The organism is Streptomyces cyaneochromogenes (genome assembly GCF_003963535.1).
Taxonomy (GTDB): Bacteria; Actinomycetota; Actinomycetes; order Streptomycetales; family Streptomycetaceae; genus Streptomyces; species Streptomyces shaanxiensis.
In genome coordinates, this window is sequence record NZ_CP034539.1 from 3,176,537 (window position 1) to 3,202,442 (window position 25,906).

Sequence of the window (25,906 nt, forward strand, 5' to 3'; positions counted from 1 at the left end):
AGCCTCCCGGGACCGGATGGTCGCCGGTCGGCCGGTGGCTCCCTGCCGGTGGGTGCGGTCGGTCAGTACTTACGGGTGGGGAGCGCGTCCTTGGCCTGGTCCTGCATGAAGTCGCTCTCCTTGGTCTTGATCCAGCGCTCGACCGTGCCGCCCTCGTGGACCGTCTTCACGACCTCCATCAGCTGGGGGCCGAGCAGCGGGTTGCACTCGACGATCGCGTTGATCTTGCCTTCGGACATGGCTATGAAGCCGTCCTTCACACCGTCGACCGTGACGATGAGGATGTCCTTGCCGGGCTTCTTGCCTGCCGCCTCGATGGCCTGGATGGCGCCGAGGCCCATGTCGTCGTTGTGCGCGAACAGCACGTCGATGTCCGGGTTGGACTGCAGGAAGGCCGCCATGACCTGCTTGCCGCCGGCCCGGGTGAAGTCGCCGGTCTGGCTGGCGACGATCTCCCAGTCGTCCTTGTGCTCGGCGTCCATGACCTCCTTGAAGCCCTTGGCGCGCTCGATCGCGGGGGCGGCACCGGTGGTGCCCTCCAGCTGGGCGATCTTCACCTTGCCCTTGTGGCCGGCCTTCTCAAGGACCTTCTCCAGGATCTTGGCGGCGCGGCGGCCCTCGTCGGTGAAGTCGGAGCCGACCAGGGCGACGAACAGGGACTCGTCGCTCTCGACGGACCGGTCGGTCAGGACGACCGGGATCTTCGCCGTCTGGGCCTCCTTGAGCACGGCGTCCCAGCCGGTGACGACCACCGGCGAGAAGGCGATGACGTCCACCTTCTGCGCGATGAAGCTGCGGATCGCGGAGATCTGGTTCTCCTGCTTCTGCTGCGCGTCGGAGAACTGCAGCTTGTAGCCCGCCTCCTTGGCGGCCGACTTCACCGAGTCGGTGTTGGCGGTGCGCCAGCCGCTCTCGGAGCCGACCTGGGAGAAGCCGAGGGTGATCGTCTTGCTGCCACCGGAGGAGGAGCCGGTGGGGGAGCCGTCCTCCTTGGCGCAGGCCGCCAGGCCGGCCGTTGCCGCCACGCCGACCGCCGCGGTGAGGAAGTTCCTTCTGTTGAGCATGTCTTCTCCTTTGAAGAGCCGGCCCGGGGATGGACCGCTGGTACTCGTTGGGTGCTCGTGTGGACCGGCTGCGCAGCGTCCAGTCTGTCGATCATTGTTCGAAATATCGGCCACGCTTGCCCGAAGGGCGAAAAGCGACCAGGTGGTGCGGTGTCAGCCGGGAGCGGCCCCCGGCTGCGGAAGGTACGGGAACGTGCTTGCGCGGACGACGAGTTGGGGTTCGATGGAGACCTGGGACGTCCCGGAGGGGGTACGGCCCTCGATCAGGTCCAGCAGCAGGGCGATGCTCCGCTTGCCCACCGTCGCGAAGTCCTGCCGGACGGTGGTGAGCGGCGGGGCGAAGAACTCCGACTCCGGAATGTCGTCGAAGCCGGCCACCGCCACGTCCTGGGGCGTACGCACGCCCGCCTCACGCAGCGCCCGCAACACCCCCAGTGCCATCTGGTCGTTGGCCACGAAGACGGCGGTCAGGCCGCGTCCCACCCAGCCCGCCAGTTCCTGGCCGGCCCGGTAGCCCGACAGCGGGCTCCAGTCCCCCCGCAGCAGCATCGGAGGTTCCACGTCCGCCTCTTCGAGGGCCGCCCGCCAGCCGTCGACCCGGTCCACCGCCTCCTGCCAGTCCTCGGGCCCGGCGAGATGCCAGACCCTGCGATGGCCTGCGGCGAGCAGATGGCCGGTGGCCAGCCGTGCGCCCAGATTCTGATCCACGTTGACGCTGGGGACCCCGGCGCCCGAGCCGGTTCCCACGGCCACCACCGGGAACGGGTGACGGAGTTCGGCGAGGGCCTCGACCGCCGACCGCTGCGGGGCGATGGCGACGACCCCCTCCACCCCGCCCTCGCTGAGGCGGTCCAGGGCCTCGGACAGTGTCTCCACCGTCAGCCTGCGCAGACTGACCGTCGAGACCAGATAGCCCTCGGCGCGCGCCGCCTCCTCCAGCGCGAACAACGTGCTGGCCGGACCGTAGAGCGTGGTGTTGGAGGCGACCACACCCAGGGTCCGGGTACGCCGGGTCGCCAGGGCCCGTGCGGAGAAGTTGCGGCGGTAGCCCATCTCCTCGATCGCGCGCAGCACCTTGGCCCGTGTCTCGTCCCGCACATTGGGGTGGTCCCCCAGCACGCGGGACACGGTCTGGTGGGACACACCGGCCTGGCGTGCCACGTCGGCCATGGTGGGCGGCCGAAGCTGCGAGCGGGTCACAGCCGCACCTCCTTGGCGGTCGTCTGCCGATAACACCTGCGCCGAGGGCCGATGGTTCGGCTCCGGCGGCGTCATGCCGGTGTTCCGGAAGGGCCAACGGCACGGGGCGGGAAGGCGAGTTGAAGCACTGCTGACACGACGCTCATACCTCCTTGCATGCCGTCAGGGCCGACTGGTGAATGCGGACGTATTGTGAGCGCTAACAATTCGCGCGGGTCAAGAGGGCTGCGTCAGAGAAGTCGTCACGGTTGAATAACGCGACGGGCGGCGCAGGTTGCGGGACCGAGGGCGTTTTACCTGGTCAGGCGCGATCCGAGTACCCACCGGGGAGGCATGTGCACGCCCTCGAAGAGCCTCACGTCCCTCGTGGCACACCCCGCCACATCCGCCTCGCCGGCCGCCTCCGCCGCCCCGTCGAAACCGTTGTTTGTAGACCCATTGACACTCGCATGTGGTCGTCCCTACTGTCGCGACCAGCATTTCGAACGAGTGCCGATATTTCGAACAGACCGAAGAGGACAGGGAGTACCGTGCGCATCACGGGAATCAGCACACACGTGGTCGGAACGCCGTGGCGGAACCTGACCTACGTCCAGGTGCACACCGACGAGGGACTCACCGGCGTCGGCGAGACCCGCATGCTGGGCCACACCGACGCGCTGCTCGGCTATCTGCACGAGGCGAAGACCAATCACATTCTCGGCTCCGACCCGTTCGCTGTCGAGGATCTCGTCAAGCGGATGAAGTACGGCGACTACGGCCGGGCCGGCGAGATCGTGATGTCCGGTATCGCCGTGATCGAGATGGCCTGCTGGGACATCAAGGGCAAGGCCCTCGGGGTGCCGGTCTGGCAGCTCCTCGGCGGCAAGGTCACCGACAAGGTCAAGGCGTACGCCAATGGCTGGTACACCACCGAGCGCACGCCCGAGGCGTACCACAAGGCGGCCCAGGGGGTCATGGAGCGCGGTTACCGGGCGCTCAAGATCGACCCGTTCGGGACCGGCCACTTCGAGCTGGACCACGAGCAGAGCCTGTACGCGGTCTCCCTGATCGAGGCCGTGCGCGACGCCATCGGCCCGGACGCCGAGCTGATGCTGGAGATGCACGGCCGCTTCTCCCCCGCCACCGCCGTCCGCCTGGCCAAGGAGCTGGCGCCCTTCAAGCCCGCGTGGCTGGAGGAGCCGGTGCCGCCGGAGAACCTGAAGGCGCTGGAGAAGGTCGCCGCCAAGGTCGACATGCCTCTCGCCACGGGTGAGCGCATCCACGATCGCATCGAGTTCCGGGAGCTCTTCGAGAGCCAGGCCGTGGACATCATCCAGCCGGACGTCGGCCACATCGGCGGCATCTGGGAGACCCGTAAGCTGGCCGCCACCGCCGAGACGCACTACATGCTGGTCGCCCCCCACAACGTGGGCGGGCCTGTGCTGACCGCCGCCTCCCTGCAGGTCGGCTTCACCGCCCCCAACTTCAAGATCCTCGAGCACTTCAACGACTTCGCGGACGCGGAGATCAAGAAGGTCGTCAAGGGCGCCCCCCAGGTGAACCCCGAGGACGGCTGCTTCCACCTCTCCCACGAGCCCGGTCTCGGTGTGGAGCTGGACGTCGACGCCGCCGCGGAGTTCCCGCAGCAGCAGGCCCGGTTCGACCTGTGGGCCGACGGCTGGGAGCAGCGCAAGCCCAAGGGCACCGTGTGAGCGCCCACACCCGCCGGCCCGGCATCGGGGCGGACGACGCCACTGCCGACCCAGGCCCCGGGAGGACCCAGTGAGCACCGCCGTCGTGATCGAGGCTCCGGGCGAGCACCGGCTCGTCCCGCACGAGCCCCGGCAGCCGGAAGCGGGCGAGGCCCTGGTCCGGGTGCACGCCTCGGGGATCTGCGGCAGCGACCGCGAGGTCTTCCAGGGCAACCGGCCGGAGGGGTACGTCCGCTATCCGCTCACGCCGGGCCACGAGTGGTCCGGGACGGTGGCGGCGGTCGGTGACGGCGTCCCTGCGAGCCTGGTGGGCCGCAAGGTCGTGGGCGAGGGCTTCCGCAACTGCCAGGTCTGCGACCGCTGCCACGCGGGCGAGACCACCCTGTGCACGGCGGGCTACGAGGAGACCGGCTTCACCCAGCCGGGCGCCATGGCCACCACACTCACGCTTCCGGCCCGGCTGCTGCACGTACTGCCGGACGACGCGGATCTGACGGCGGCGGCGCTGCTGGAGCCGGCCGCGTGCATCGCGGCCGCCGCGCTCAAGGCGAACGCGGTGCCGGGCGAGCGGGTGGCCGTGGTGGGCACCGGGACGCTCGGCATGTTCGCCGTTCAGTTCCTGAAGGCGGGCTCACCGGCCGAGCTGCTCGTCGTGGGGACGCGTCCGGACCGGGCCGAGCTGTCCAAGCGGTTCGGCGCGACGGACTTCCGAACCAAGAACGCCGATGGTTCAGGACTTCCCGACGACTTCGACGTCGTCATCGAGACCGCCGGGTCCGCGGACGCGGCACGCACCGCCGCCGCCCTGCTGCGCCGCGGTGGACGGCTGGTCCTGACGGGCATCCCGGCGCCGGGCGCGGACGGGCTCGACCCGACCGATCTCGTCGTACGGCAACTGGAGGTGCAGACCGTGTTCGGCGCGGCGCCGGATGCCTGGGCGCACACCGTGCGGGTCTTCGGGGCGGGACTCCTCGACCCGCTGCCGCTGGTCACGCACGAGCTGCCGCTGGAGGAGTTCGCGCAGGCCATCGAGTTGGTGGGGTCCGGCGACCCGAGGGTCGGAAAGGTCCTGCTGCGGCCATGACACACCCCTGAGCCGTACGCCGGTACGGGGTACCTGACGACTTCGTACCGGCGTACACCCAAGCCCCGCACGGCCAGAGCCGCGACCATCGTCCGAAATATCGAACATAAGGACAGCTTGTGACCGACACCACCGCTCCGACGCCACGCCGACCCGGCGAGCAGGCTCTCGCCGCACTCGGCCTGGGGGCGCCCGCCCTCGATCCCGCCGACGCCTCCGCGCACACCTTCCCCGACGGTGGCCGCTGGCGCACCGAGGTTCCCTCCGTGGAGGGCCCCGAGGCGCTCGGCGTGGTCCTCAAGGAGGCCTCGCGGCTCGATGTGCCGGTCCACCGGATCAGCCAGGGCAGCGGTATCTGGATGCTCACCGACGCCGAGATCACCGAGATGGTGGAGGCGACCGCCGAGCGCGACATCGAGCTCTGCCTGTTCACCGGCCCGCGCGGCACCTGGGACATCGGAGGCTCCACCCGGACCGACTCCAAGGGCGGCGGACTGCGGGCCCGGGGCCACGACGCGGTCGCCGGGTGCGTCGAGGACGCCGTACGGGCAACGGAGCTGGGCGTGAAGTGCCTGCTCGTCGCCGACGAGGGCGTGCTGTGGACGCTGCACCGGGCGCGGGTCGCGGGGATCATCCCGGCCGACACGACCCTCAAGGTGAGCGCGCTGATCGGGCCGGTCAACCCGACCTCGTACGCGGTCTACGAGAACCTGGGCGGCGACTCGATCAACGTGCCGAGCGACCTCACGCTCGATCACCTCACCGAGATCCGCCGGGTCTCCGCCGCCCCCATGGACATGTACATCGAGGCCCCCGACGATCTCGGCGGCTACATCCGGATGTACGAGGTCGCCGAGCTGATCCGGCGCGGCGCACCGCTGTATCTGAAGTTCGGGCTCTCCAAGGCCCCCGGGATCTACCCCTACGGGCACCACATGAGGGACCTGACGCTGGCCACCGCCAAGGAACGCGTACGGCGCGGACGACTGGCGTTGGACCTGCTCGCACGGCACGGAGCTGACGGCGACATGGCGCCTCTCGGTTCACGGCTGCCCGGAACGCTGAAGCGATTCGAAACTCCCGCATAACGTTCCGGACAAACCCCCTTCACAGAAGAAGACGCAGTCGAACACAATCCCACACACCTTCGGTCTACTCCGTTCAGCACTCGAAGCGTCTTCGCATCGCCAAACCGAGCCCTGCTCACAACATCAAGGATGATGACCATGCGTAACCGCAGAGCCGCACTCGCCGCCATAGCCGGAGCCGCCTCCCTCGCCCTCACCCTGTCCGCCTGTGGCCAGAGCGGTGAGGGCGGCAGCAAGGAGGAGGCCGGGGACTCCAAGGGCGGGACCATCGGCATCTCGATGCCGACCAAGTCCTCCGAGCGCTGGATCGCCGACGGCAAGAACGTCGTCGCGGACCTGGAGTCCAAGGGCTACAAGACCACCCTGGTCTACGGCGAGGACGACCCGGACCAGCAGGTCTCGCAGATCGAGAACCTCATCACGCAGGGCGTGAAGGCGCTGATCGTCGCGGCCATCGACAACAAGTCGATGAACAACGTGCTCCAGCAGGCCAAGGACGCGAACATCCCGGTCATCTCCTACGACCGTCTGATCCTCGGCACCCCGAACGTCGACTACTACGCCTCGTTCGACAACGAGAAGGTCGGCGAGCTCCAGGCCAACTACATCGTCGAGAAGCTCGGCCTGAAGGACGGCTCCAAGAAGGGCCCCTTCAACATCGAGCTGTTCGCCGGCTCCAACGACGACAACAACACCCGCTACTTCTTCGGCGGGGCGATGAAGGTCCTGCAGCCCTACATCGACAAGAAGCAGCTCGTCGTGCGCTCCGGCCAGACCAAGCTGACCCAGGTCACCACCCTGCGCTGGGACGGCGGCACCGCCCAGAAGCGCATGGACGACATCCTGACCTCGGCGTACAAGAGCGAGCGCGTCGACGCGGTCCTCTCGCCGTACGACGGCATCTCCATCGGCATCCTCTCCGCGCTGAAGTCCGACGACTACGGCTCCAAGGACAAGCCGCTGCCGGTCGTCACCGGCCAGGACGCCGAGGTCGCCTCGGTGAAGTCGATCATCGCCGACGAGCAGTCGATGACCGTCTACAAGGACACCCGTGAGCTCGCCAAGGTCGCCTCGAACATGGTCGACGCGGTGCTCAACGACAAGAAGCCCGAGGTCAACGACACCAAGACCTACGACAACGGCTCCAAGGTCGTCCCCTCCTACCTGCTCACGCCGGTCAGCGTCGACAAGACCAACTACCAGAAGGAGGTCGTCGACTCCGGCTACATCAAGGCAAGCGACCTCAAGTAACCGCCGGCACACTCTGATTGGAAGGCACGACCATGGCGGGACCCGTCCTGGAAATGCGCTCGATCGTCAAGACCTTTCCCGGCGTCAAGGCGCTCTCGGACGTCACACTGACCGTCCAGCAGGGCGAGGTCCACGCCATATGCGGGGAGAACGGCGCCGGTAAGTCGACGCTGATGAAGGTCCTCTCCGGCGTCCACCCGCACGGCACCTACGAAGGGGACATCCTCTTCGAGGGCGAGGTCTGCGAGTTCAAGGACATCCGCGCGAGCGAGCACCGCGGCATCGTCATCATCCACCAGGAGCTGGCGCTGTCGCCGTACCTCTCCCTCGCGGAGAACATCTTCCTCGGCAACGAGCACGCCAAGGGCGGGTTCATCGACTGGCGGGAGACCCTGCGGCACGCCACCGAACTGCTGCGCCGGGTCGGCCTGTCCGACCACCCGGACACCCGCGTCGCCGACATCGGCGTGGGCAAGCAGCAGCTCGTGGAGATCGCGAAGGCGCTGTCGAAGAAGGTGAAGCTCCTCATCCTGGATGAGCCGACCGCGGCCCTGAACGACGAGGACAGCGACAAACTCCTGGATCTGATCCTGGAGTTGAAGAAGCAGGGCATCACCTCGATCATCATCTCCCACAAGCTCAACGAGATCCGCAAGGTCGCCGACTCGGTGACGATCCTCCGCGACGGCCAGACCATCGAGACCCTCGATGTGAAGGCCGCGGAGACCACCGAGGACCGGATCATCAGCGGCATGGTCGGCCGGGACCTGGAGCACCGCTTCCCCGACCGCACCCCGCACGAGCCGGAGGAGGGCGCGGCCCCCGCCCTGGAGATCCGCAACTGGACCGTGCACCACCCGATCGACCAGCAGCGCAAGGTCGTCGACGATGTGTCACTGTCCGTGCGGCGCGGCGAGATCGTCGGCATCGCGGGCCTGATGGGCGCCGGCCGCACCGAGCTCGCGATGAGCGTCTTCGGGCGCACCTACGGCCGCTACCACGGCGGCACGGTCCTCAAGGACGGCAAGGAGATCCGTACGAAGACCGTCCCCGAGGCGGTCAGGAACGGCATCGCGTACGTCACCGAGGACCGCAAGCACTACGGCCTCAACCTCATCGACACCATCAACCGCAACATCTCGCTCAGCGCGCTGGGCAAGGTCGCCAAGCGGGGCGTGGTGGACGAGCACGGGGAGCGGCAGGTCGCCGAGGGCTTCCGCAAGTCCATGAACATCAAGGCGCCGACCGTCTTCGAGCCGGTGGGCAAGCTGTCCGGCGGCAACCAGCAGAAGGTCGTCCTCAGCAAGTGGATCTTCGCGGGTCCCGATGTGCTGATCCTGGACGAGCCGACGCGTGGCATCGACGTCGGTGCCAAGTACGAGATCTACACGGTCATCGACCAGCTGGCCGCCCAGGGCAAGGCGGTCGTCTTCATCTCCTCCGAGCTGCCGGAGCTGCTCGGCATGTGTGACCGCATCTACACGATGGCCGCGGGGCGGCTGACCGGTGAGTTCTCGCGGGCCGAGGCCTCGCAGGAATCGCTGATGCGTCAGATGACAAAGGACAAAGAGGTATCCCGATGAGCACGGATGTGACCGCCAAGACCCCGGCCCCCGCGCCGCCGGGCAAGAGCGGAGGGGCCGCGGGCGGCGGCCTGCTCCAGCTGGTGCTGGACGGTATGCGCCGCAACATGCGGCAGTACGGCATGCTGTTCGCCCTCGGCCTGATCGTGGTGCTGTTCGCGGTGTGGACCGACGGCGACCTGCTGCTGCCGCGCAACGTCTCCAACCTGGTGCTGCAGAACAGCTACATCCTGATCCTCGCGATCGGCATGATGCTGGTCATCATCGCGGGCCACATCGACCTGTCGGTCGGCTCACTGACGGCGTTCATCGGCTCGATGGCCGCGGTCTTCATGGTCAAGAACGACCTGCCATGGCCGGTCGCCGTCATCCTCTGCCTCGCGATGGGCGCCCTCGCGGGTGCGGCACAAGGGTTCTTCATCGCGTACGGCGGCATACCGTCCTTCATCGTGACCCTCGCGGGCATGCTGATCTTCCGCGGTCTGACGGAGATCTTCCTGGAGGGCCAGACCCTCGGCCCGTTCCCGGAGGGCCTGCAGAAGGTCGCCAACGGCTTCCTGCCGGAGGTCGGGCCGAACACGAACTACCACAACCTCACCCTGTTGCTGGGCTTCGCGATGATCGCGTTCGTGGTCTTCCAGGAGTTCCGTGACCGCCGCCGGCAGCAGGAGTTCTCCCTCGACGTCCCGCCCTTCAACCTGTTCCTGCTGAAGCTGGTGGCGCTGGGCGCCGCCATCCTCACCCTCACCATGCTGCTGGCCAGCTACAAGGGCGCCCCGATCGTGCTGCTCATCCTGGGCGTGCTGCTCGTCGGCTTCGGCTACGTGATGCGCAACGCGATCATCGGCCGCCACATCTACGCGATCGGCGGCAACCTGCCCGCGGCCAAGCTGTCGGGTGTGAAGGACAAGAAGGTCACCTTCCTGGTCTTCCTGAACATGGGCATGCTCGCGGCCCTGGCGGGCCTGGTCTTCGCCGCCCGCTTCAACGCGGCCTCCCCCAAGGCCGGCCTCAACTTCGAACTGGAGGCCATCGCGGCCTCGTTCATCGGCGGCGCGTCGATGAGCGGCGGCGTCGGCACGGTCCTCGGCGCGATCATCGGTGGTCTGGTCCTGGGCGTGCTGAACAACGGTATGAACCTCGTCGGCATCGGCACCGACTGGCAGCAGGTCATCAAGGGCCTGGTGCTGCTGGCGGCGGTCGGGTTCGACGTGTGGAACAAGCGCAAGGTCGGTTCGTAAGTACAGCAGGAGGGGCCCCGCCGGAAGGCGGGGCCCTGTTCTTTTCAGCGACGTACTTCTCAGTGACGTTCTTCTCAGTCACGTTCTTCTCAGCGACGGAGGCAACACGGCGGTGAAGTCCCTCTTCGGCACCCTCGCCGACGGCACGGAGATCCACAGCTGGGCGCTGGCCAACGGCGGCACCCGGATGAAGGTCCTCTCCTACGGCGGCATCGTGCAGTCCCTGGAGATCCCTGACCGCGAGGGCCGGCTCGCCAACGTCTGCCTGGGCTTCGACGACATCGAGGACTACGTCGCCAAGAGCCCGTACTTCGGCGCCCTGATCGGCCGGTACGGCAACCGCATCGGCAAGGGCCGGTTCACGCTGGACGGCGAGTCCTACCAGGTCGACGTCGACGACGGCGCCAACAGCCTGCACGGCGGAGCCGACGGCTTCGACAGGCGGGTGTGGGACATCGAGCCGTTCACCAAGGGCTCGGACGTCGGCCTGTACCTGTACTACACCTCCGCCGACGGCGAGATGGGCTACCCGGGCACGCTCGAGGTGAAGGTGACGTACACCCTCACCCCGCTCGGCGACTGGCACATCGACTACGAGGCCACCACCGACAAGGCCACGGTCGTCAACCTCACCAGCCACGTGTACTGGAACCTCGCCGGCGAGGGCAGCGGCACGATCGAGAACCACGAGCTGAAGATCGCCGCGTCCCGCTACACCCCCGTCGACTCGGGCCTCATCCCCGCCGGTGAGCCGGCCCCCGTCGCGGGCACCCCCTTCGACTTCCGCCGCACCAAGGCGATCGGCGAGGACCTGCGCGAGGCCGACCAGCAGCTGCTGTACGCCAAGGGCTTCGACCACAACTGGGTGCTCGACAAGGGCATCTCGCCGCGCCCCGAGTGGATCGCGGCCCTGAAGGACCCGTCCTCCGGACGCACCCTGCGCCTGGCGACCACCGAGCCGGGCCTGCAGTTCTACTCCGGCAACTTCCTCGACGGCACCCTCGTCGGCCCGTCCGGCCGCACCTACCGGCAGGGCGACGCGCTGTGCCTGGAGACGCAGCACTTCCCGGACTCGCCGAACAGGCCGTCGTTCCCGTCAACAGTGCTGCGACCTGGGCAGACGTACCGTTCGACGACGGTGCACTCGTTCAGCCGCTGACGGCTCTCTGAGGTCTCTCTGACGACTCCTGACGGTTCTTCACAGGTGGCACACAAGTTCTCACCGATTTCTCAGTGGTTGAACAGCGCCACCCAAGCCTCCGTATGTATGAGCGGCCCGTGCTCCCCCGCGCGGGCCACCCAAACACGGAGGTTCCATGGCCGACAACGTCACCTCGCTGTTCCGCAGCACCGCGGCACACAGCCCGTCCATGGCGGCGCTGACGCGGGAGGGCGGCGACGGAGCCGGTCCGGTCGACTTCTGTATCCCCTGCAACCCGTACTTCCCCACGCCCGAGATGTTCGACCACATGGCGGCGCGGTTGCGGGACATCATCACGTACTACCCGAGCAGCGCCGACACGATCACGTCCGAGTTGTGCAGCCTGCTCCAGCTTCCGCCGCAGTGCGTGGCGATGGGCAACGGCTCCACGGAGCTGATCACCTGGATCGACCACCTGATGGTCCGGGAGTCCCTCGCCATCCCCGTCCCCACGTTCGGCCGCTGGACCGACCAGCCCATGGAGACCGGCAAGCGGGTCGACATGTTCCCGCTCCAGGAGTCCAGCGGCTTCGCCCTGGACCTCGCCCAGTACGCCGAGTTCATCCGGGCCAGGGGGACCCGGGTGGCGGTCATCTGCAACCCGAACAACCCCGACGGCGGCTTCCTGCACAAGCACGCGCTCGTGCAGTTCATGGACGCGATGGCCGACCTGGACCTGGTCATCATCGACGAGTCCTTCCTGGAGTTCGCCGACGCCGAGCAGGAGCCGTCGGTCGTCCAGGAGGCCATGCTGCGGCCGAACGTCATCGTGCTGCGCAGCCTCGGCAAGAACTTCGGTCTGCACGGCATCCGCTTCGGCTACCTGGTCGCCAACCCGGCGCTCGCGGGCATGGTCCGCTCGATGCTGCCGAAGTGGAACCTCAACTCCTTCGCCGAGCACGTGGTGTTCATGCTCAAGGAGCACGGCCCCGAGTACGCGCAGAGCCTGCAGATGGTGCGACGGGACCGCCTCGACATGGCCAGCCAGCTCGCCGCCCTGCCCGGTCTGACGGTGTACCCGTCCCAGGGCAACTTCCTCTTCGTGCGCCTCCCCGTGGGCGCCGAGGGCACCGTGGTCCGCGACCGGCTGCTCACCGAGCACCGGATCCTGGTCCGCGAGTGCGGCAACAAGATCGGTTCGTCCAGCCGCTTCCTGCGACTCGTGGTGCGCCCCCAGGTGGACGTGCGTCGCCTGGTGTCCGGCCTGGAGCAGGTGCTCTACGGGTCCAGGAGGGGAGCCGCCGTACCCGAGCTGGGTACAGGGACCAACTACAGCTCGGGTACGGCGGCCGTGGACCGTTTGGTCAGCTCCACCAACGGTGCGGGGATGCAGGGCCTTGCCGCTCAGGCCACGGGTGTCGGGGCGGGGATGCCCGCGGCGGCTCAGCCGCAACCGGCGGCTGCCGCTGCGGCCATGCCGATGCCGGCTCCGGCGCCTGTCGCTCCGGCACCGATGCCCGCGCCGGCGCCTGTCGCTCCGGCACCGATGCCGGCGCCGGCTCCGGTTGCGCCGATGCCCGCACCCGCCCCCGCCGCTCCGGCGCCGTTCCCGTCGCCGGTGGCGCCCGCCGCGGCGGCGATGCCAGGGCCCACCCCGCCGGGCGTGCCGGCCCGGGGCGGGCTCACGGCCGCGCAGGTGCGGGGTACCACGGGGCCGGGCCTCGCCCCCGCACCGGCCACCGGGTGGCCCAACGCCCAGAGCTGGCCGAGCGCGGCGGGGATGGGGCAGGTCGGCTGACTAAGCGGGGTTCAGCCTCCACTGCTGGCAGGTGTTGTTCAGCCACGTCCACTGGCGTACGTCCACTCCGTCCGCCGTCCCGCAGTTCGCCACGTCCGCCACCTTGCCCGTGGCCTGGTTGACGATCTGGACGTAGCCGCCGCCGGTGGCCACGAACCGGAACCGCTGGCAGGTGTTGTTCAGCCAGGACCACTGGCGCAGGTCGGCGCCGTCGGCGAAGGAGCAGTTCTCGGTGTCGAGGACCTTGCCGGTGGCGACGTTGACGAGGCGGCTGGTGTCGTCGCCCAGGTCCTCGATCCGCCACTTCTGGTTGTTGCCGCCGTTGCATGTCCACTGCTGGACGTTGGCGTCGTCGGCGGCAGAACTCCCCGCGACATCAAGGCACTTGCCACTGTTGCGGTTGGTGATGGTGTACGTCGTCGAGGTGGTCGACGGCTCACCCGACGGGCCGGTCACGCTCGTGCCGAGGCGGACGGGTGCGCCGAAGTTCGGGGTGCCGTCGGAGTTCCAGGTGAACTTCTGCGCCCTGGCCGTACGCCCGTTGTCGCAGCCGTCGCTCGCGCTGTCGTTGGCGTGGTAGACGATCCAGTTCTCGGTGCCGTCGGGGGAGGTGAAGAAGCCGTTGTGGCCGGGGCCGTAGACGCCGGCGCCGTCGTTGCGCTGGAAGACGGGCGTGGACTTCTTGGTCCAGGAGGCGGCGGAGAGGGGGTCGGAACCGGTCAGGGTCAGCTGGCCCAGCTTGTAGTCGGGGGTCCAGCAGCCGCTGCCCGAGTAGATGAGGAAGGTCCTGCCGCCGCGCTGGAGGATCTCCGGGCCCTCGTTGACCGTGCCGTTGCGCTCCCAGTCGTACGTCGGAGTGGAGACGGTGGAGAAGCCGGTGGCCAGGGTGTACGGGTTGGACATGCGGGCCGCGACGAGGTTCTGCGTGCCGCCGCCGCTCGCGCTGCCGAACAGGTAGAGCCGGCCGTTGATGGTGGCGACCGTCGGGTCCAGCATCCAGCCGGAGTTGAGCTGGTTCCGGTAGGTGTACGGCCCCATGGGGTCGGAGCCGGCGCTCTCCAGGACGTGGGTGCGCTGGGTCGGGTTGTAGTCGGAGATGTTCTGCCCGGCGACGTAGTAGAGGTACCAGCGGCCGTTGATGAAGTGGATCTCGGGCGCCCATATGTTGCAGCAGCGGTTCGCCGCGTCGCCCTTCCACACCTCCACGCTGGGCGCGGTGGCGAGCCCGGCGAGGGTCGGCGACTTCCGGATGGTGATGACGTCGGTCCAACTCGTCGCCACCAGGTAGTAGTTGCCGTTGTGGTACGAGATCCAGGGGTCGGCGCCCTTCTGCGCCTTGACCGGGTTGGCGAACGAGGCCGCGCTCGCGGACGGCTGCCCGAGGGACAGGGCCAGCAGCAGCACTGCCAGCAGGGTCAGTAGGCGACGGGCCATCCGGAGCTCCAGTTCAGCAGGTTGATGCCCAGCTTGGGCGTGCCGTTGTCGTTGCCGTCGTAGTAGTGGTAGACGATCAGGTCCCCGTCGACGTCGTTCGTGATCGACTGGCCGCCGGGGCCGATGACGCTGCCGTGCGACTCCAGGACGGGCGTCCCGCCGTTGTTCATCATCGAGACGCCGTTCCTGTCGGTGTACGGGCCGGTGACGCCGGTGGCGCGGCCGACCTTCACCTTGTAGGTGCTGCTGGTGTCGGCGCAGCAGGTGTCGTAGGAGGCGCAGAGGTAGTAGTAGCTGCCCCGCTTGACGATGTACGGCGCCTCGACGGCCTTCGTCCCGGTCGGGCGGGAGGCGGCGAGGGTACTTGCCGCCGTGGTACGAGATGTCCGGCGCCCAGGCCTCCGGCACGGAGGAGTACGTCGACCACCAGCTCGGGCGGCTGCCGAAGGCGTCGGCGCCCGCGCTGAAGGCGGTGCGGTCGGACGACGCCTTGCCGGCGATGCCGCCGCCGGTGGCGTACAGCAGGTACTGGCCCGACGAGGTGCGGATCGTCGTCGGGTCGTGCGTGACGACGGAGCCGGTGACCCGGCCGGGGGTGGGGTAGGCCGACGCCGAGGACGGGAGAAGGGCGGCGGCGGGGAGGGCGAGGAGGGTCGTGCGCTTGCGGCTCATGCGGACACTCCCGTTCTGTGTTCGTCTTCTGTCCCTGCGGCCCGTTTGTTCTGCATCTCGAACGGCGATCGTCACTTCGGACGGGAACGTAGAATCGAATCACTTGCGCGTCAATGACCCGAGCGACAACAGCTGGAGTGCGGCCGCTGTGCGTCACTCATGTCACAGAACAAGCCCAGTGCGCCTGAACGCGCTTGCCGGTGCGGGCCGTTCGAAGTTACGTTCCCTCAAATAACGTTCGAACGGGGGTTCTTGTGGGTGTCACTCTTCCGAGTTACCTGGACGAGGCACTTGATCTGATAGGCGTCAACTGGCCGAACGTCGACGAGGACGACTACCGCGACATGGCCCAGGCGATGCGGGAGTTCGCGGACGACATCGACGACGGCGCCGCCGACGCCCACGCGGCGATCGCCGACCTGATCGGGACCAATGAGGGCCTTGCGGTGCAGGCGCTCGAGAAGCACTGGGGCAAGGTCAAGGACACCCACCTCGCCAACCTCGCCGAGGCCGGCCGTCTGGCGGCGACCGCGCTGGACGGGGTGGCCGTACTGATCGAGGGCGCCAAGCTCGCCGCCATCGCACAACTCGGCATCCTCGCGGCCGAGATCGCGGCGGCGATCGCCGCGGCACCGGTCACCCTGGGCCTGTCGACGCTGGGCGGTCTGGCCGGAACCCAGGTCACCCGCATCGCGGTCAAACGCATCTTCCAGGAGGTCTGCGAGGAGGTCGCCTCGCGGGTGATCGAGGTCGCGATGGGCCCGGTCTACGAGGCCCTCGGCTCCATGGCGGGCGACCTGGTCGTGCAGTTGGGCGGCAACGCACTCGGCGTACAGAACGGCGTCGACCTCAGCCAGACCGCCAAGGCGGGCAAGGAGGGCCTGGACGCGGGCATCGACAGCGCCAAGTCGGGCGGGGCGATGCAGCTGGCCAGCGCGAACGGCCCCAGCGGCATGGGCGATCTGGGCGGCGGCAGCGGCCAGTTCAGCATGGACCTGACCTCCTACGACCGCGCCGGCAACCAACTCAAGGGCGCCGGCGGCAAGATCCGCGACGGCGCGGGCGGCAAGCTCTCCCGCGCCAAGTCCACGCACGGCCGCACCAAGGGCAAGGACCCGATCGCCGACGCCGCCAACGCCATGCTGGACCAGGTCATCGACGGCATCGAGAAGGGCGTCAAGCGGTCCGCCGCGCACCTGGACGAGAACATGACCGGCGGCCTGAACAAGATGGCCAAGCGGCACCGGGACAATGACGACGGCATCGCTACGGAGCTCCAGAGCATCAGCAAGACGTCGCACGGGAACACCCCTGTATTCCACGTCGACGACGACGGACGGGTTACGCGCCTCACGGCTGCCGGACACCAGGATCTGACCGATGAGGACCGGGCACGGCTCGCCCCGCTTCGACTCAACAGCGACAACGAGGTTCAAGAGAGGCGCGGGGCCAATTACCGGTTGCCCAATCCGAAAGACCGGGAGCGGCGGTCCTCCCAGCAGGTCCCGTTCGGGAGCACCGACCTGTCACTGGCCACCCAAATGGCTCGGCACGCCAACAAGGACTACGGTCGGCCAGGGAAAAACGACACATACACGAGCCGGAACTACGCTGCCGCACGTTACGGCAGCACGAATGACGAGGACGGATTCATACTCGTCGGCCGCAGCAAGTACACAAGCAATCTGCATTCGGAACGAATGGTCGGCATACCGTTCTTGGATGCTGGAAATTCAGAAAGAGTTACCGAACTCTACACTGAACGTGAGCCATGCACAAAGGGGCGTGGAGCGCAGGACTGCAGCGCCTGGATAGGGAAACACCTTCCAGCGGATGTACAAGTATCGCACTCCGTCGAGTATGGAGGCACGGATCAGTCGAAGAAACAAGGTAACGACGCAATGAAACAGTATCTCCTCGGAATCAAACGATAAGCGGGGGAGGTTGACTGATAAGTAGCGAACCAGATAAGATACCGGCTACCACGGCAGGGTAATTCAGGCGACAGTTACTGGACAGGGAATGCCTCAGCTCGTCAACCGCGCAATGATGGAATCAGTCTTCCCCCCGGACCGACTCACGAGAGTGAGGGAGGAGAGGCTTCCCTCGAATCTCCAGGTGTCCGCAAAGTCGTTTCTGACCGGGATCGGACTCCCCAGGGTCCGAAGTGCCTGGTTCCTGATTGATGTCGGGTTCATCGAAAGCGAGACACCTGGCGGTTTGCGCTTGGGTCGCGACATCGACCTGACCCCTTTTGAGGATCTTCCAGAGGGTGCGGAAAACTTGATTATCCTCGGAGAGATCCTGTCCGACGCCGTCACCCTAGACCCCGTTTCCGGAAAGCTCTACTGCCTGCCGGACGGTCACCCACAAGTCCGCGTGCTGAACCAGAGCCTCGACACTCTGGCTTACTTCCTGTACCTCTTGGAAGTGGAGCGCCCCAACTATGACTACGACATCTCGGGCGACGTTTCCAACTCCGACGGTACGGCGGTACGCCTCCGACAGTTGATGATCCAAGCCGATCCCGCTCCCTTCGAAGGTGCGGAGCCCGCCTGGTCGGACACGTTCGACTGGTGGGCCGACGATGCGCCACCCATGCCGACCTGGGAGCGCGTCCTTTACGAAGTCCACGAGTCGATCGGTTGACGTTGTAATGGCTGGGCAGTTGACACCGTCCATCGCCCGAGAAACCCTGGAGACCGAGTTCAGCCCGGATGAACTCATCACGTTTCCCGAAGCAGTGGTGGCGAACATCCAGCACGGACCGAGCTCTCACTTCCTGCGCCACATCGGCATTCCGTCTCGCCCCAACCCCTGGTTCGACCTGCTGGACGGGACGCCGGAGCAGGTGAGAACAGCCGGCAGCTGCTACGACGACCTCCGCGACCGATGGACGAACCTGCCCGAGGGGGCCGAAGGTTGGCTCCTCCTCGGGATGATCCCCTACGACGACATCGCCCTGGACGGGGTCACTGGTGTCGTTCACTGCCTTCCGGGTGACGAGTTCGAGATCTATCCGTTGAACAAGGATCTCAATTCCTTCGCCCACTTTCTCTACCTGCTGGAGAAAGAACGCCCGAACTACGACTTCGAGTCGGAGCAGGAAATCCTCGACCCCGAGGGAGCAGCCCGGCGACTGACCGAGAAAATGAGCGAGATCGACCCGGAAGCTCTGGAAGTGAGCCATTCACGGTGGCACAACATTCTTGAGTATGTCGCCTACCCCGAGATGCGATAATCCGCACCACAAGTCAATGGACTGGGAATGCCTCAGCTTGTCGATCGCGCGATGATGGAGTCGGTCTTTCCGCCCAGGAAGGTCGTCAGAGTGAAGGAGGACAGGCTCCCTGCCTGCCTCCACGAGTCGGCCCGCGCGATCTTGACCGACGTCGGTCTGCCGGACGACCGGGCTTCGTTTTTTGTGATCGACGGAGCGCTCTTCGAGGGAGAGACCCCCAACAGGTTTCGCCGATGTGCGGAACTCCGCTACTTCTCCGACTACAAGAACATGCCTGAAGGCTGGGAGAACTGGCTCGTCATCGGGGCGATCTTCTTCGACTGTGTGGTCCTGGACCCTGTGTCCGGGATGGTGTACTGCCTGCCCGACGGCGAGTACGGGGCAGAGCCGCTGAACCAGAGCCTCGATTCCTTCGTCTATTTCACCTGTCTGCTCGAAGTCGAGCGCCCCAACTACGACTTCACCCTGTCGGACGAGATCCCCGACTCGGAGGGCGTGGCGATGTCCCTGCGGGAGAGGATGATCCGGGTCGACCCGCTGCCCTTCGAGGGGGTCGAGCCCGCCTGGTCGGAGGAGTTCGACTGGGAGGCCGAGGACGCTCCTCGTATGCGGGCGTGGGATGTTGTTCTCTCGAACGTGTACGAGTCCATTGGTTAGGCGGAGTCATCCATGACGGTTCCCGAAGTCGGTTTCCGGCGTTTTCGGCAGGAGGCTGCCAGTGACGGGCCCAGCACTCCCCCGCCTCCCAGCGCGCGGCGGCTGGCGGAGGTCGCCGTGCCCGTCCAGGTGGGGCCCTACTTCGTCACCGCCGAGACCGACCCCGTAACGCTGCAGGAGTTCGCGCAGTCCTTCGGACGGCAGGTCGTGCAGGAGGAGTGCCGGCAGTGGGCGCGCCTCGGATCCGACCGTGGCTTCGAGATCTGCGCCGATCACGACGGGGTCGTGCGCGCCGTACTCCTCGACTGGAACGAGGAGTTGAGGTTCGTGAACTCGACTCCGGAGGCGTTCGCCCAGTCGCTCGCCGCGCTGGACCGGGCCCTCGCCGTGATCCTGGGTAGCGATCAGCCGCAGGAGGCCTCCGCCGCGTACGCGCAACTCGGCGAGCGGCTGCGGACGATCGACCCGCCGGCGTTCGAGGGGCGCGAGAACTGGTGGCCGCTCGTTCTCGACGACATCAGGGACACCGCGAGCGCGGAGTGGTTCACCGCGTTCGAGATCGTCGACGAGCGGGGCGAGAAGCAGATCCTCACGCAGGCCGGCGGGATCGGGATCCATCCGGAGGAACGGCTGTGGGGCCGGCTCCAGGCCGCGGGCGTCGCGCCCGAGCAGGTGCTGCGGATCCACACCGAGTTGGAGGCCTGCTTCACGCCGGGGCACTACTGCTCGCTGTGGCTCGGGCAGGTCTTCCCCGACGCGCAGCTCACGCACAACTTCCCCTACGGCGAGACGGCCGAGTCCCGCGCCGAGGGCATGCGGCTGCTGCGCGAGGCGGCTGAGCAGGCACCGCCGCAGTAGGGCCGCGGGATATGAGAGAGGGAGAGCAGCACGCCATGACCGTCGGTGCCGCCGTACCGGACATCGCCTCCTGGCCGCCGTTGGACGACGAGAAGCGGGCCGCCGGCCGGCAGTTGCTCGGCTGGGCCGCCGACGGCAGCGGCGCCCGGCGCCGGCTGTGCCTGGTGCGGGGAGCCGAGGGCAGTGGCAAGAGCCATCTGCTCGCCTGGTTCCTGGCAGGGTCGACCGGGCAGCCGCGGACTACCGTCCACGCCACCGTCCTGGCCGAGGGGCTGACGGCCGACACCTTCGCCTGGGATCTGGGGCGCCAGCTCGGCTACGGCCCTCTCTCCCCCGCACGCCTGCTGGACCGGGTGAGCCAAGACGAGCGGCCGTTGCTGCTCCTCGTACCCGATCTGCACCGGTCCGGGGCGGTCCCCGCCGATCTGCCGGCGGCGGCACCGGCGACCCTGGTCGCCGACCTCCTGGAGCCCCTGCTGTCACTCCCCCACCTGCGCGCGGCCGTGGAGATCGGCGACTCCGGGCTGCTGCCCGCCGACGGCGCCGAGATCATCGACCTGGGCCGCGGCCGCACCGCCGCGCCCGGCGACCGTGCGAACCCCGGGAAGAGCACGTTCGCGGAGCTTGCAGCGACCGTTCCGCACACCCACGACGGGCGCCCGGACTGGGCACAGGCGCCCGCCCCCGCCCTCCGCCACATCCTCGCCGCGGCCCTGCGAACCGACGACGAAGGCGCCGCCGTACGCAGCCTGTTGGCCGATCCCGGGTTCCTGGCGCACGGCTCGGCCACCGCGCTCACGGCCACACTCGCCGACGAACGCATACCCGTACCCGGGCAGCTCCGCCAGGTGTGGAAGCGCGCCGCCCCCGAGCTGACGGCACATCACGCCGACAGCGCCGAGCGTGCCGCCCTGCTGCACGCCGCCGCCGTCGGCACGGACGCGGCCCTGACCGAGTATCTGCGCCCCCTCGCACAGCGCCACTGGTGGTCCGCGGCGTGGGCCAGGCCGGAGCTCCCGGTCGGCGCGCTGGCACCGGTGCCGGGCGAAAAACGGCGCCTGCTGACAGCCGATGTCACGGGGCGGATCCGGACGTGCGACACGGACACGGGCGCCGCGGCCGGAGCGACCGGCTCACCGCCCTCCGCGCGCCCCGTCTCCGTCGCTCCACGCGACGCCCACTCGATGCTGCTGCTCGACGAGACCGGCGTGCTGCTGCCGGTCGTAGCCGAGGACGATCCCATCTCCGGGTTCATGCTCGGGCACATCGCCGAGCACCACGGTTCGGCAGCCCTCGTCGACGACGGGTCCCAGGTCACCGCACTCGGCGGCGGCGGCGCGCAGAGCCCGTACGCGATCGTCGGCGACCGCGCCGGCAACGTCCATGTCTGGTCCCTGAGCGACTATCAGGACACCCCGGGCTCCTACCGCGTACACGAGCAGCCTGTCACCGCCGCCGCCTGCCTCCACATCCCCGCCGACGACCTGACCCTCACCTTCAGCGCGGCGCTGGACGGCTCGGTGCGCCTGTGGGAGACCTCGGGCGAACCCATGCCGGTCCCCGTGGAGCAGCGCGGATGCCTGGCCACGGCGCTCGCGGCGGCCGACACCTCCGTCGGTCCGGTGCTCGCCGTCGCCTGGAGCGACGCCGAGTTGCACCTGTGGCACGTCTTCTCCGGCAGGATGCGGACCCTTCCCCTGCTGCACGCGTGCAGCGCGCTCGCGTTGACACCCGAGGGGCTGCTCTTCGTCGGAGGTCCCGAGGGACTTTACGCCGCGCGGTTGCGACTGGACGGGCTCTGGAGCTAACCCAGCGGGCCGGGGCCGTTGAGCGACGACCACCCCGGCAGGTCCACCTCGGCACGGACCGTCTTGCCGGGTGACGCGTCACGTTCCACCACCTCCCACCGGTCGGCCAACGCCTCGACGAGGACGAGACCCCGGCCGTGTTCGTCGAGGGGGAGTGAAGGCCGTACGTCTCCGGGTTTCGGGGGCCGCGTCTCGGCGCGCGTGTCACTGACCTCGACACGGATGCTGCCCGTCGGGAGCGACAGCCTCAGCTCGAAGTCCCGTCCAGGGACGCGGCCGTGGGTGACGGCGTTGGCGGCCAGCTCGGCGACGATCAGGGCGACGGCGTCGGAGGCCGTGCTGCCGTGCGGGATGCCCCAGGTGTGGAGCTGGGTCAGGGCGAGGTGCCGGGCTAGGCGGGCGCCGCGGGGCGTTGCACTGAGGCGCTGGGTGAACGTTCGTACGGTGAGCGGGGATTGGGGGGTGAGCGGTGCTGGCATGCGCTCAATCTGGCCGCTGTGACGGGCGGTTCACCAGGTGGGCGGCGCGTACGCTGCCGGAGCGTACGCGGTTACGGGCTGGACAGTACTTGTCACTGGCCGTGACCATGAGCGCGGGAGGTGACCGACAGTGGTCGATGGCGCGGTGGGGACGGGTGCGGCTGCAGCAGGCGGCGAGCCGGAGTCTTCGGACAGTCTGCGGACGTTCGGGGCGGTCGTGCAAGCGTTGCGGGAGCATGCGGGGTTGAGCCGGGAGGAGTTCGGGGATCTGGTGGGGCTGTCCAAGCACACGGTCGCCTCGATCGAGCAGGGGCGGCGGATGCCGGATCCGAGCTTTGGGGAGCGGGCGGAGGGGGTGTTGGGGAACACCGGTGCCTTGATGAAGGCGGAGCGGCATTTGGCCCGGCAGCCGGGGTTGGCGGCTTGGTTTCGCCAGTGGGCTCGGCTGGAGACAAGTGCGATCACGCTGTGCTCGTATGAGTGCCGGATGATTCCCGGCCTGCTGCAGACGAAGGCCTACGTGCAGGCCCTGGCTGCCGACCAGTTGCCACCCTTGGACGACTCGCAGATCGAAGAACGGTGGGCTGCGCGGGCAGAACGGCAACAACTGCTGCGGGAGCGACCGAACACGGCGTTCAGCTTCATCCTCGAAGAGCACCTGTTCCTGCGGCGCACGGGTGGGGTGGAAGTGACGCGCGAACTCATCGATCACGTACTGGAGATCACCAAGCTACGGAACGTCGAGATCCAGATCATGCCCCTCGTACAGGAATCGCACGCCGGGCTTCAGGGCCCCATGCGGCTTCTGGAAACCCCCGACAACAAGTGGTTCGCCTACTGCGAGGGGCAGGAGAGCGGGCAGTTGGTCTCTGACCGGAAACTGGTCAGCGTGCTCCAAAGCCGGTATGCCAGGATGCGTTCACAGGCCCTGCCCCCGAAGGACTCCGTGAGCCTGTTGCAGCGGATGCGAGGAGACCTATGAGCACGCCCGAACTGACCTGGTTCAAGAGCACCTACAGCAGCGCGTCCGGCGATGACTGCGTCGAAGTGGCCCTCACCTGGCACAAGTCCAGCTACAGCAGCGGCGGCGACGGCGACGGCGACGGCGACGGCGACTGCGTAGAGGTCGCCACCTCCCCCCACACCATCCACGTCCGCGACTCCAAGAACCAGCAGGGCCCCCAGCTCACCCTCTCCCCCACCGCCTGGGCCGACCTCGTCACCCGCGTGTGCGGGAGCGTTCGCTAGTACACCGCACCGCCGACCAAACGGCTCTGACCTGCCATCAGCTGGTGTTCGAGGTCGTCGGCCGGGCGGTGAACGAGGCCCTGACCACGGGTGCCGGTTCCGTCGACGTCACGCTTACGTCCGACCGGGGCGTGCGGGTCACTGACGACGGGCCGGGGGTTCCTTTCGAGGCCCGGGCCTCTGGTGACTCCGGCGGCCCGGGACTCGAAGCCCTGCTGACCAGTCTGTACGCCGGGTCGGAGCCCGGTGGCCGGCACATCGCGACCGTCGGCCATGCCGGTGTGGGGCCCTTCGTCGCCAGCGCGCTGTCGAGCCTGATGACGGCCGAGGTGCGGTGCGAGGGGGTCCGATGGGTCCAGGAGTACGCGCGGTGTCGCTCTCGCCCCGCCCTCGGCCGTGGGGCCCGCGACCGGACGCGGGACGACCATCGCCTTCTGGCCCGGCACCGAGATCTTCGAGACGACGCGCTGCTCGTTCGCCGTGCTGGCGGAGCGTTTCCGGCAGCTGGCCTTCCTCAACCGGGGCCTGGGGATCTCGCTGGCCGACGAAGGCCTGTCCGGCGAAACCCGGGCGGTACTGTTCCGGGTTCCGGACGAGTGCGGGACTTCGTGGCCGCCCTCGACGCGGAGGCAGGGGCGACCCTCCATCCGGACGTCATCGGCTTCGAGCAGGAGGACCCGCGGATGGCGGGCACGATGGAGGTGGCCCTCCTCTGGAGCGGCTCCCGCGGGGAGAGGATCCGCGGCTTCGCCAACAGCCGGCCCACTCCCGAGGGTGGCACGCACGTGGATGGCTTCCGCGCTGTCCGTGAAGCTCGACCGGCCCGAATTCCTCGGCGCCATGCACGGGCAACTGGGCAACACCGACGTGCGGGTCTGTGTCCGGGAAGCCGTCCGGGAGCGCCTCGGCAGCTGGTTCGAGGAGCACCCGGCGCGGGCCATGGAGGTCCTCGACCGGATCGTCAGTAGGTGAGCGCGTCCTCAGCGGTGCCGAAGAAGCTGGTGACCCGGCCGTCGTTGACCGTGACGGGACCATCGCCGACCGGCACGGTCGTGGGGCTCTCGGCGGCGGTGAGCGCGATCTCCACCTTGTCGGCGCTCTTGCCGCCCGCCGTGTCGGCACGCGAGAACATGATCCCGGCGTAGGCGCTCTCGCCGGCCTTCAGGATCCAGTCCTTGCCCTCGGGTCCCATGTGCTCGGCGGCACCGTCGAGCCCCGGAATCGTGATCACCAGCTCGTTGGCCGGCAGCAGACAGGGGTCGCTGCCCTTGTTCTTCGCGGTCAGCAAGGCGTGGTTGACGGGGCTGGACGCGACCGTGACGTTGTAACTCAGGTCGGTCGTCTCGCACATGCCCACGCCTCCGTCCTGGCCGTCGTCGGAACCGTCCCCCGACGAGGGCGGTGTGCTGCCACCGCTGTCGGAGGAGCCCCCGCTCGCGCTGCCACCGTCACCCGGGACGGCCGTCGTGGGCGTGCCGGAGCCTTGGTCCGTACCCGCAGGGGACGCAGAGGACGGGGTCGTCGTCACGCTCGGAGCGGCTGTGCCCCCCTCGGTGTCGCCGTTGCATGCGGTCAGCGCGATGATGCCGAGCGAGAGAGCGGCCAGTACGGCGGCGGTGCGGCGTGAACGGGCTGCGTGAGCCATGAGAAGTCCCCCCGAAGTCGGAATGTCCCGGGGATCATGCCTCGTGCGAGCGACGCTTCCGCCTGATCACACCGAGCGGGAGCCGTTTCCGAACACGTTTGTGACACTGCGACAGCGACCGTGGCCCAGTCACAGCCACACGCCCGCGACGAGCAGCTTTTCTTCACTCAGAAGCCGGCGGACGAAATACGAGGAGCCGCTGCGAGCCAATACAAGTCGATACAAGCCGAAACAAGTAGAAGCAAGTAGAAGCAAGCCAACAGCGCCCCCGGAATCGAATTCCAGGGGCCCGTTGCGCTTATTTCGTCAGTGACCGGCGGCAGCGTACGCGTGCACGCCCAGCGCGACACCCTCGGGCGAGACCGCGGCGAAGACGTCGGTGCAGGCGACGGCGCTCACGGTCTCGGAGAGACCACCGGCGAGACCACCGGAGAGGGCACCCGCGAGACCGGCGGAGGCGGCACCGCCCGCCTGACCACCGGCAATGCTGTCCAGGGCGGCATCGGCTATCTCGGCCGTTTCAACCTGAGGGGTGAAGTTCATAACCTGCGGTTCCCTTCGAGCGGACTTTCTGCAACGCGCAGGATCAAAGCACGCCGAGAAGGAGAGGGCCAACCGCTCCTTGACTTTGCACGGCGTATTCCGGCGGTCGGGCGGCGATCGGTTTCACCACTATGACCACGGGGTCACCGAATACACCAACTCCTTCACAGGACCTGC

At 68.0% G+C, this 25,906-nt stretch carries 21 protein-coding genes and 3 pseudogenes; 17 read left to right on the forward strand and 7 right to left on the reverse strand.

Translation table 11 applies throughout. The annotated features are described in order from the left end of the window. Nucleotides 1–62 precede the first annotated feature (62 nt). Both EJ357_RS14160 and EJ357_RS14165 read right to left on the reverse strand, forming a co-directional pair. Nucleotides 63–1,064: an ABC transporter substrate-binding protein gene (locus EJ357_RS14160; protein WP_126391958.1), complete on the reverse strand. Its 1,002-nt coding sequence runs from the start codon at nucleotides 1,062–1,064 to the stop codon at nucleotides 63–65. Between the two features lie 153 nt (nucleotides 1,065–1,217). Continuing rightward, nucleotides 1,218–2,264 (reverse strand): LacI family DNA-binding transcriptional regulator, encoded by a 1,047-nt coding sequence (locus EJ357_RS14165; protein WP_126391959.1) that lies wholly within the window; start codon nucleotides 2,262–2,264, stop codon nucleotides 1,218–1,220. A gap of 530 nt (nucleotides 2,265–2,794) precedes the next feature. Between EJ357_RS14165 and EJ357_RS14170 the strand changes: the two genes are divergently transcribed. The 8 genes and pseudogenes from EJ357_RS14170 (at nucleotide 2,795) to EJ357_RS14205 (ending at nucleotide 13,144) form a co-directional block, all read left to right on the forward strand. Next, the gene (locus EJ357_RS14170; RefSeq protein ID WP_126391960.1) at nucleotides 2,795–3,958 is read left to right on the forward strand and encodes a mandelate racemase/muconate lactonizing enzyme family protein; all 1,164 of its coding nucleotides are present in this window, start codon (nucleotides 2,795–2,797) and stop codon (nucleotides 3,956–3,958) included. 70 nt (nucleotides 3,959–4,028) lie between these two features. Next, on the forward strand, nucleotides 4,029–5,042 hold the full coding sequence (locus EJ357_RS14175) for a zinc-dependent alcohol dehydrogenase (protein WP_126391961.1): 1,014 nt from the start codon (nucleotides 4,029–4,031) through the stop codon (nucleotides 5,040–5,042). A 119-nt stretch (nucleotides 5,043–5,161) separates the two neighbouring features. Then, nucleotides 5,162–6,130, forward strand: coding sequence for a hypothetical protein (locus EJ357_RS14180; RefSeq protein ID WP_126391962.1), 969 nt, complete (start codon nucleotides 5,162–5,164; stop codon nucleotides 6,128–6,130). 138 nt (nucleotides 6,131–6,268) lie between these two features. Next, nucleotides 6,269–7,381 carry a multiple monosaccharide ABC transporter substrate-binding protein gene (gene chvE, locus EJ357_RS14185; protein WP_407698484.1) on the forward strand — a complete coding sequence of 371 codons (1,113 nt, stop codon included), beginning with the start codon at nucleotides 6,269–6,271 and terminating at the stop codon, nucleotides 7,379–7,381. Nucleotides 7,382–7,413: 32 nt separating this feature from the next. Next, nucleotides 7,414–8,964: a multiple monosaccharide ABC transporter ATP-binding protein gene (mmsA, locus tag EJ357_RS14190; protein ID WP_126391964.1), complete on the forward strand. Its 1,551-nt coding sequence runs from the start codon at nucleotides 7,414–7,416 to the stop codon at nucleotides 8,962–8,964. Then, nucleotides 8,961–10,205, forward strand: coding sequence for a multiple monosaccharide ABC transporter permease (gene mmsB, locus EJ357_RS14195; RefSeq protein ID WP_126391965.1), 1,245 nt, complete (start codon nucleotides 8,961–8,963; stop codon nucleotides 10,203–10,205). The genes mmsA and mmsB overlap by 4 nt, the downstream gene beginning before the upstream one ends. A 97-nt stretch (nucleotides 10,206–10,302) precedes the next feature. Further along, a pseudogene (locus EJ357_RS14200) lies at nucleotides 10,303–11,364 on the forward strand (aldose epimerase family protein); the annotation flags it as partial. A 157-nt stretch (nucleotides 11,365–11,521) separates the two neighbouring features. Beyond that, nucleotides 11,522–13,144 carry a pyridoxal phosphate-dependent aminotransferase gene (locus tag EJ357_RS14205; RefSeq protein ID WP_126391967.1) on the forward strand — a complete coding sequence of 541 codons (1,623 nt, stop codon included), beginning with the start codon at nucleotides 11,522–11,524 and terminating at the stop codon, nucleotides 13,142–13,144. Here EJ357_RS14205 and EJ357_RS14210 read toward each other — a convergent pair whose 3' ends face one another. Further along, nucleotides 13,145–14,578, reverse strand: coding sequence for a family 43 glycosylhydrolase (locus EJ357_RS14210; protein ID WP_126391968.1), 1,434 nt, complete (start codon nucleotides 14,576–14,578; stop codon nucleotides 13,145–13,147). Further along, nucleotides 14,560–15,250: pseudogene (locus EJ357_RS14215) on the reverse strand (arabinan endo-1,5-alpha-L-arabinosidase). The gene EJ357_RS14210 and the pseudogene EJ357_RS14215 overlap by 19 nt, the downstream one beginning before the upstream one ends. A gap of 254 nt (nucleotides 15,251–15,504) precedes the next feature. Here EJ357_RS14215 and EJ357_RS14220 point away from each other — a divergent pair. From EJ357_RS14220 to EJ357_RS14245, 6 genes are all read left to right on the forward strand, one after another. After that, nucleotides 15,505–17,184, forward strand: a complete 1,680-nt coding sequence (locus tag EJ357_RS14220; RefSeq protein ID WP_126391969.1) for a nucleic acid/nucleotide deaminase domain-containing protein — start codon at nucleotides 15,505–15,507, stop codon at nucleotides 17,182–17,184. A gap of 115 nt (nucleotides 17,185–17,299) precedes the next feature. Beyond that, nucleotides 17,300–17,899, forward strand: a complete 600-nt coding sequence (locus EJ357_RS14225; protein WP_228473166.1) for an SUKH-4 family immunity protein — start codon at nucleotides 17,300–17,302, stop codon at nucleotides 17,897–17,899. Nucleotides 17,900–17,918: 19 nt separating this feature from the next. Further along, a complete protein-coding gene (locus EJ357_RS14230; RefSeq protein WP_228473059.1) occupies nucleotides 17,919–18,491 on the forward strand; it encodes an SUKH-4 family immunity protein in 573 nt (190 codons plus the stop codon). Nucleotides 18,492–18,518: 27 nt separating this feature from the next. Continuing rightward, entirely contained in the window at nucleotides 18,519–19,148 is a 630-nt protein-coding gene (locus EJ357_RS14235) for an SUKH-4 family immunity protein (RefSeq protein WP_126391972.1), read from the forward strand. A 12-nt stretch (nucleotides 19,149–19,160) separates the two neighbouring features. Next, a complete protein-coding gene (locus EJ357_RS14240; RefSeq protein WP_126391973.1) occupies nucleotides 19,161–20,006 on the forward strand; it encodes a nucleic acid/nucleotide deaminase domain-containing protein in 846 nt (281 codons plus the stop codon). Between the two features lie 35 nt (nucleotides 20,007–20,041). After that, the gene (locus EJ357_RS14245) at nucleotides 20,042–21,814 is read left to right on the forward strand and encodes a hypothetical protein (RefSeq protein ID WP_228473060.1); all 1,773 of its coding nucleotides are present in this window, start codon (nucleotides 20,042–20,044) and stop codon (nucleotides 21,812–21,814) included. Here the strand turns inward: EJ357_RS14245 and EJ357_RS14250 are convergent. Further along, entirely contained in the window at nucleotides 21,811–22,293 is a 483-nt protein-coding gene (locus EJ357_RS14250; protein ID WP_126391975.1) for an ATP-binding protein, read from the reverse strand. The genes EJ357_RS14245 and EJ357_RS14250 overlap by 4 nt on opposite strands. Before the next feature lie 130 nt (nucleotides 22,294–22,423). Between EJ357_RS14250 and EJ357_RS14255 the strand changes: the two genes are divergently transcribed. The 3 genes and pseudogenes from EJ357_RS14255 to EJ357_RS14265 all read left to right on the forward strand — a co-directional run bounded on the left by EJ357_RS14255 (nucleotide 22,424) and on the right by EJ357_RS14265 (nucleotide 24,513). Further along, the gene (locus EJ357_RS14255; protein ID WP_126391976.1) at nucleotides 22,424–23,275 is read left to right on the forward strand and encodes a helix-turn-helix domain-containing protein; all 852 of its coding nucleotides are present in this window, start codon (nucleotides 22,424–22,426) and stop codon (nucleotides 23,273–23,275) included. Continuing rightward, nucleotides 23,272–23,541, forward strand: a complete 270-nt coding sequence (locus tag EJ357_RS14260; protein ID WP_126391977.1) for a DUF397 domain-containing protein — start codon at nucleotides 23,272–23,274, stop codon at nucleotides 23,539–23,541. The genes EJ357_RS14255 and EJ357_RS14260 overlap by 4 nt, the downstream gene beginning before the upstream one ends. Nucleotides 23,542–23,858: 317 nt before the next feature. Next, nucleotides 23,859–24,513: pseudogene (locus EJ357_RS14265) on the forward strand (hypothetical protein). On the opposite strand, the gene EJ357_RS14270 reads toward EJ357_RS14265, so the two are convergent. Beyond that, nucleotides 24,503–25,186 (reverse strand): DUF4232 domain-containing protein, encoded by a 684-nt coding sequence (locus tag EJ357_RS14270; protein WP_126391978.1) that lies wholly within the window; start codon nucleotides 25,184–25,186, stop codon nucleotides 24,503–24,505. The pseudogene EJ357_RS14265 and the gene EJ357_RS14270 overlap by 11 nt on opposite strands. A gap of 306 nt (nucleotides 25,187–25,492) precedes the next feature. Continuing rightward, entirely contained in the window at nucleotides 25,493–25,729 is a 237-nt protein-coding gene (locus tag EJ357_RS14275; protein WP_126391979.1) for a hypothetical protein, read from the reverse strand. Nucleotides 25,730–25,906 lie beyond the last annotated feature (177 nt).

What these genes read in the sequence shown, in the direction of transcription:
- EJ357_RS14235 (WP_126391972.1), top strand. Translation starts at nt 18,519, where the DNA reads ATGCCTCAGCTTGTCGATCGCGCGATGATGGAGTCGGTCTTTCCGCCC.
- EJ357_RS14250 (WP_126391975.1), bottom strand. Translation starts at nt 22,293, where the DNA reads ATGCCAGCACCGCTCACCCCCCAATCCCCGCTCACCGTACGAACGTTC.
- EJ357_RS14225 (WP_228473166.1), top strand. Translation starts at nt 17,300, where the DNA reads ATGGAATCAGTCTTCCCCCCGGACCGACTCACGAGAGTGAGGGAGGAG.
- EJ357_RS14245 (WP_228473060.1), top strand. Translation starts at nt 20,042, where the DNA reads ATGACCGTCGGTGCCGCCGTACCGGACATCGCCTCCTGGCCGCCGTTG.
- mmsA (WP_126391964.1), top strand. Translation starts at nt 7,414, where the DNA reads ATGGCGGGACCCGTCCTGGAAATGCGCTCGATCGTCAAGACCTTTCCC.
- EJ357_RS14260 (WP_126391977.1), top strand. Translation starts at nt 23,272, where the DNA reads ATGAGCACGCCCGAACTGACCTGGTTCAAGAGCACCTACAGCAGCGCG.
- chvE (WP_407698484.1), top strand. Translation starts at nt 6,269, where the DNA reads ATGCGTAACCGCAGAGCCGCACTCGCCGCCATAGCCGGAGCCGCCTCC.
- EJ357_RS14240 (WP_126391973.1), top strand. Translation starts at nt 19,161, where the DNA reads ATGACGGTTCCCGAAGTCGGTTTCCGGCGTTTTCGGCAGGAGGCTGCC.
- EJ357_RS14210 (WP_126391968.1), bottom strand. Translation starts at nt 14,578, where the DNA reads ATGGCCCGTCGCCTACTGACCCTGCTGGCAGTGCTGCTGCTGGCCCTG.
- mmsB (WP_126391965.1), top strand. Translation starts at nt 8,961, where the DNA reads ATGAGCACGGATGTGACCGCCAAGACCCCGGCCCCCGCGCCGCCGGGC.
- EJ357_RS14270 (WP_126391978.1), bottom strand. Translation starts at nt 25,186, where the DNA reads ATGGCTCACGCAGCCCGTTCACGCCGCACCGCCGCCGTACTGGCCGCT.
- EJ357_RS14205 (WP_126391967.1), top strand. Translation starts at nt 11,522, where the DNA reads ATGGCCGACAACGTCACCTCGCTGTTCCGCAGCACCGCGGCACACAGC.
- EJ357_RS14160 (WP_126391958.1), bottom strand. Translation starts at nt 1,064, where the DNA reads ATGCTCAACAGAAGGAACTTCCTCACCGCGGCGGTCGGCGTGGCGGCA.
- EJ357_RS14275 (WP_126391979.1), bottom strand. Translation starts at nt 25,729, where the DNA reads ATGAACTTCACCCCTCAGGTTGAAACGGCCGAGATAGCCGATGCCGCC.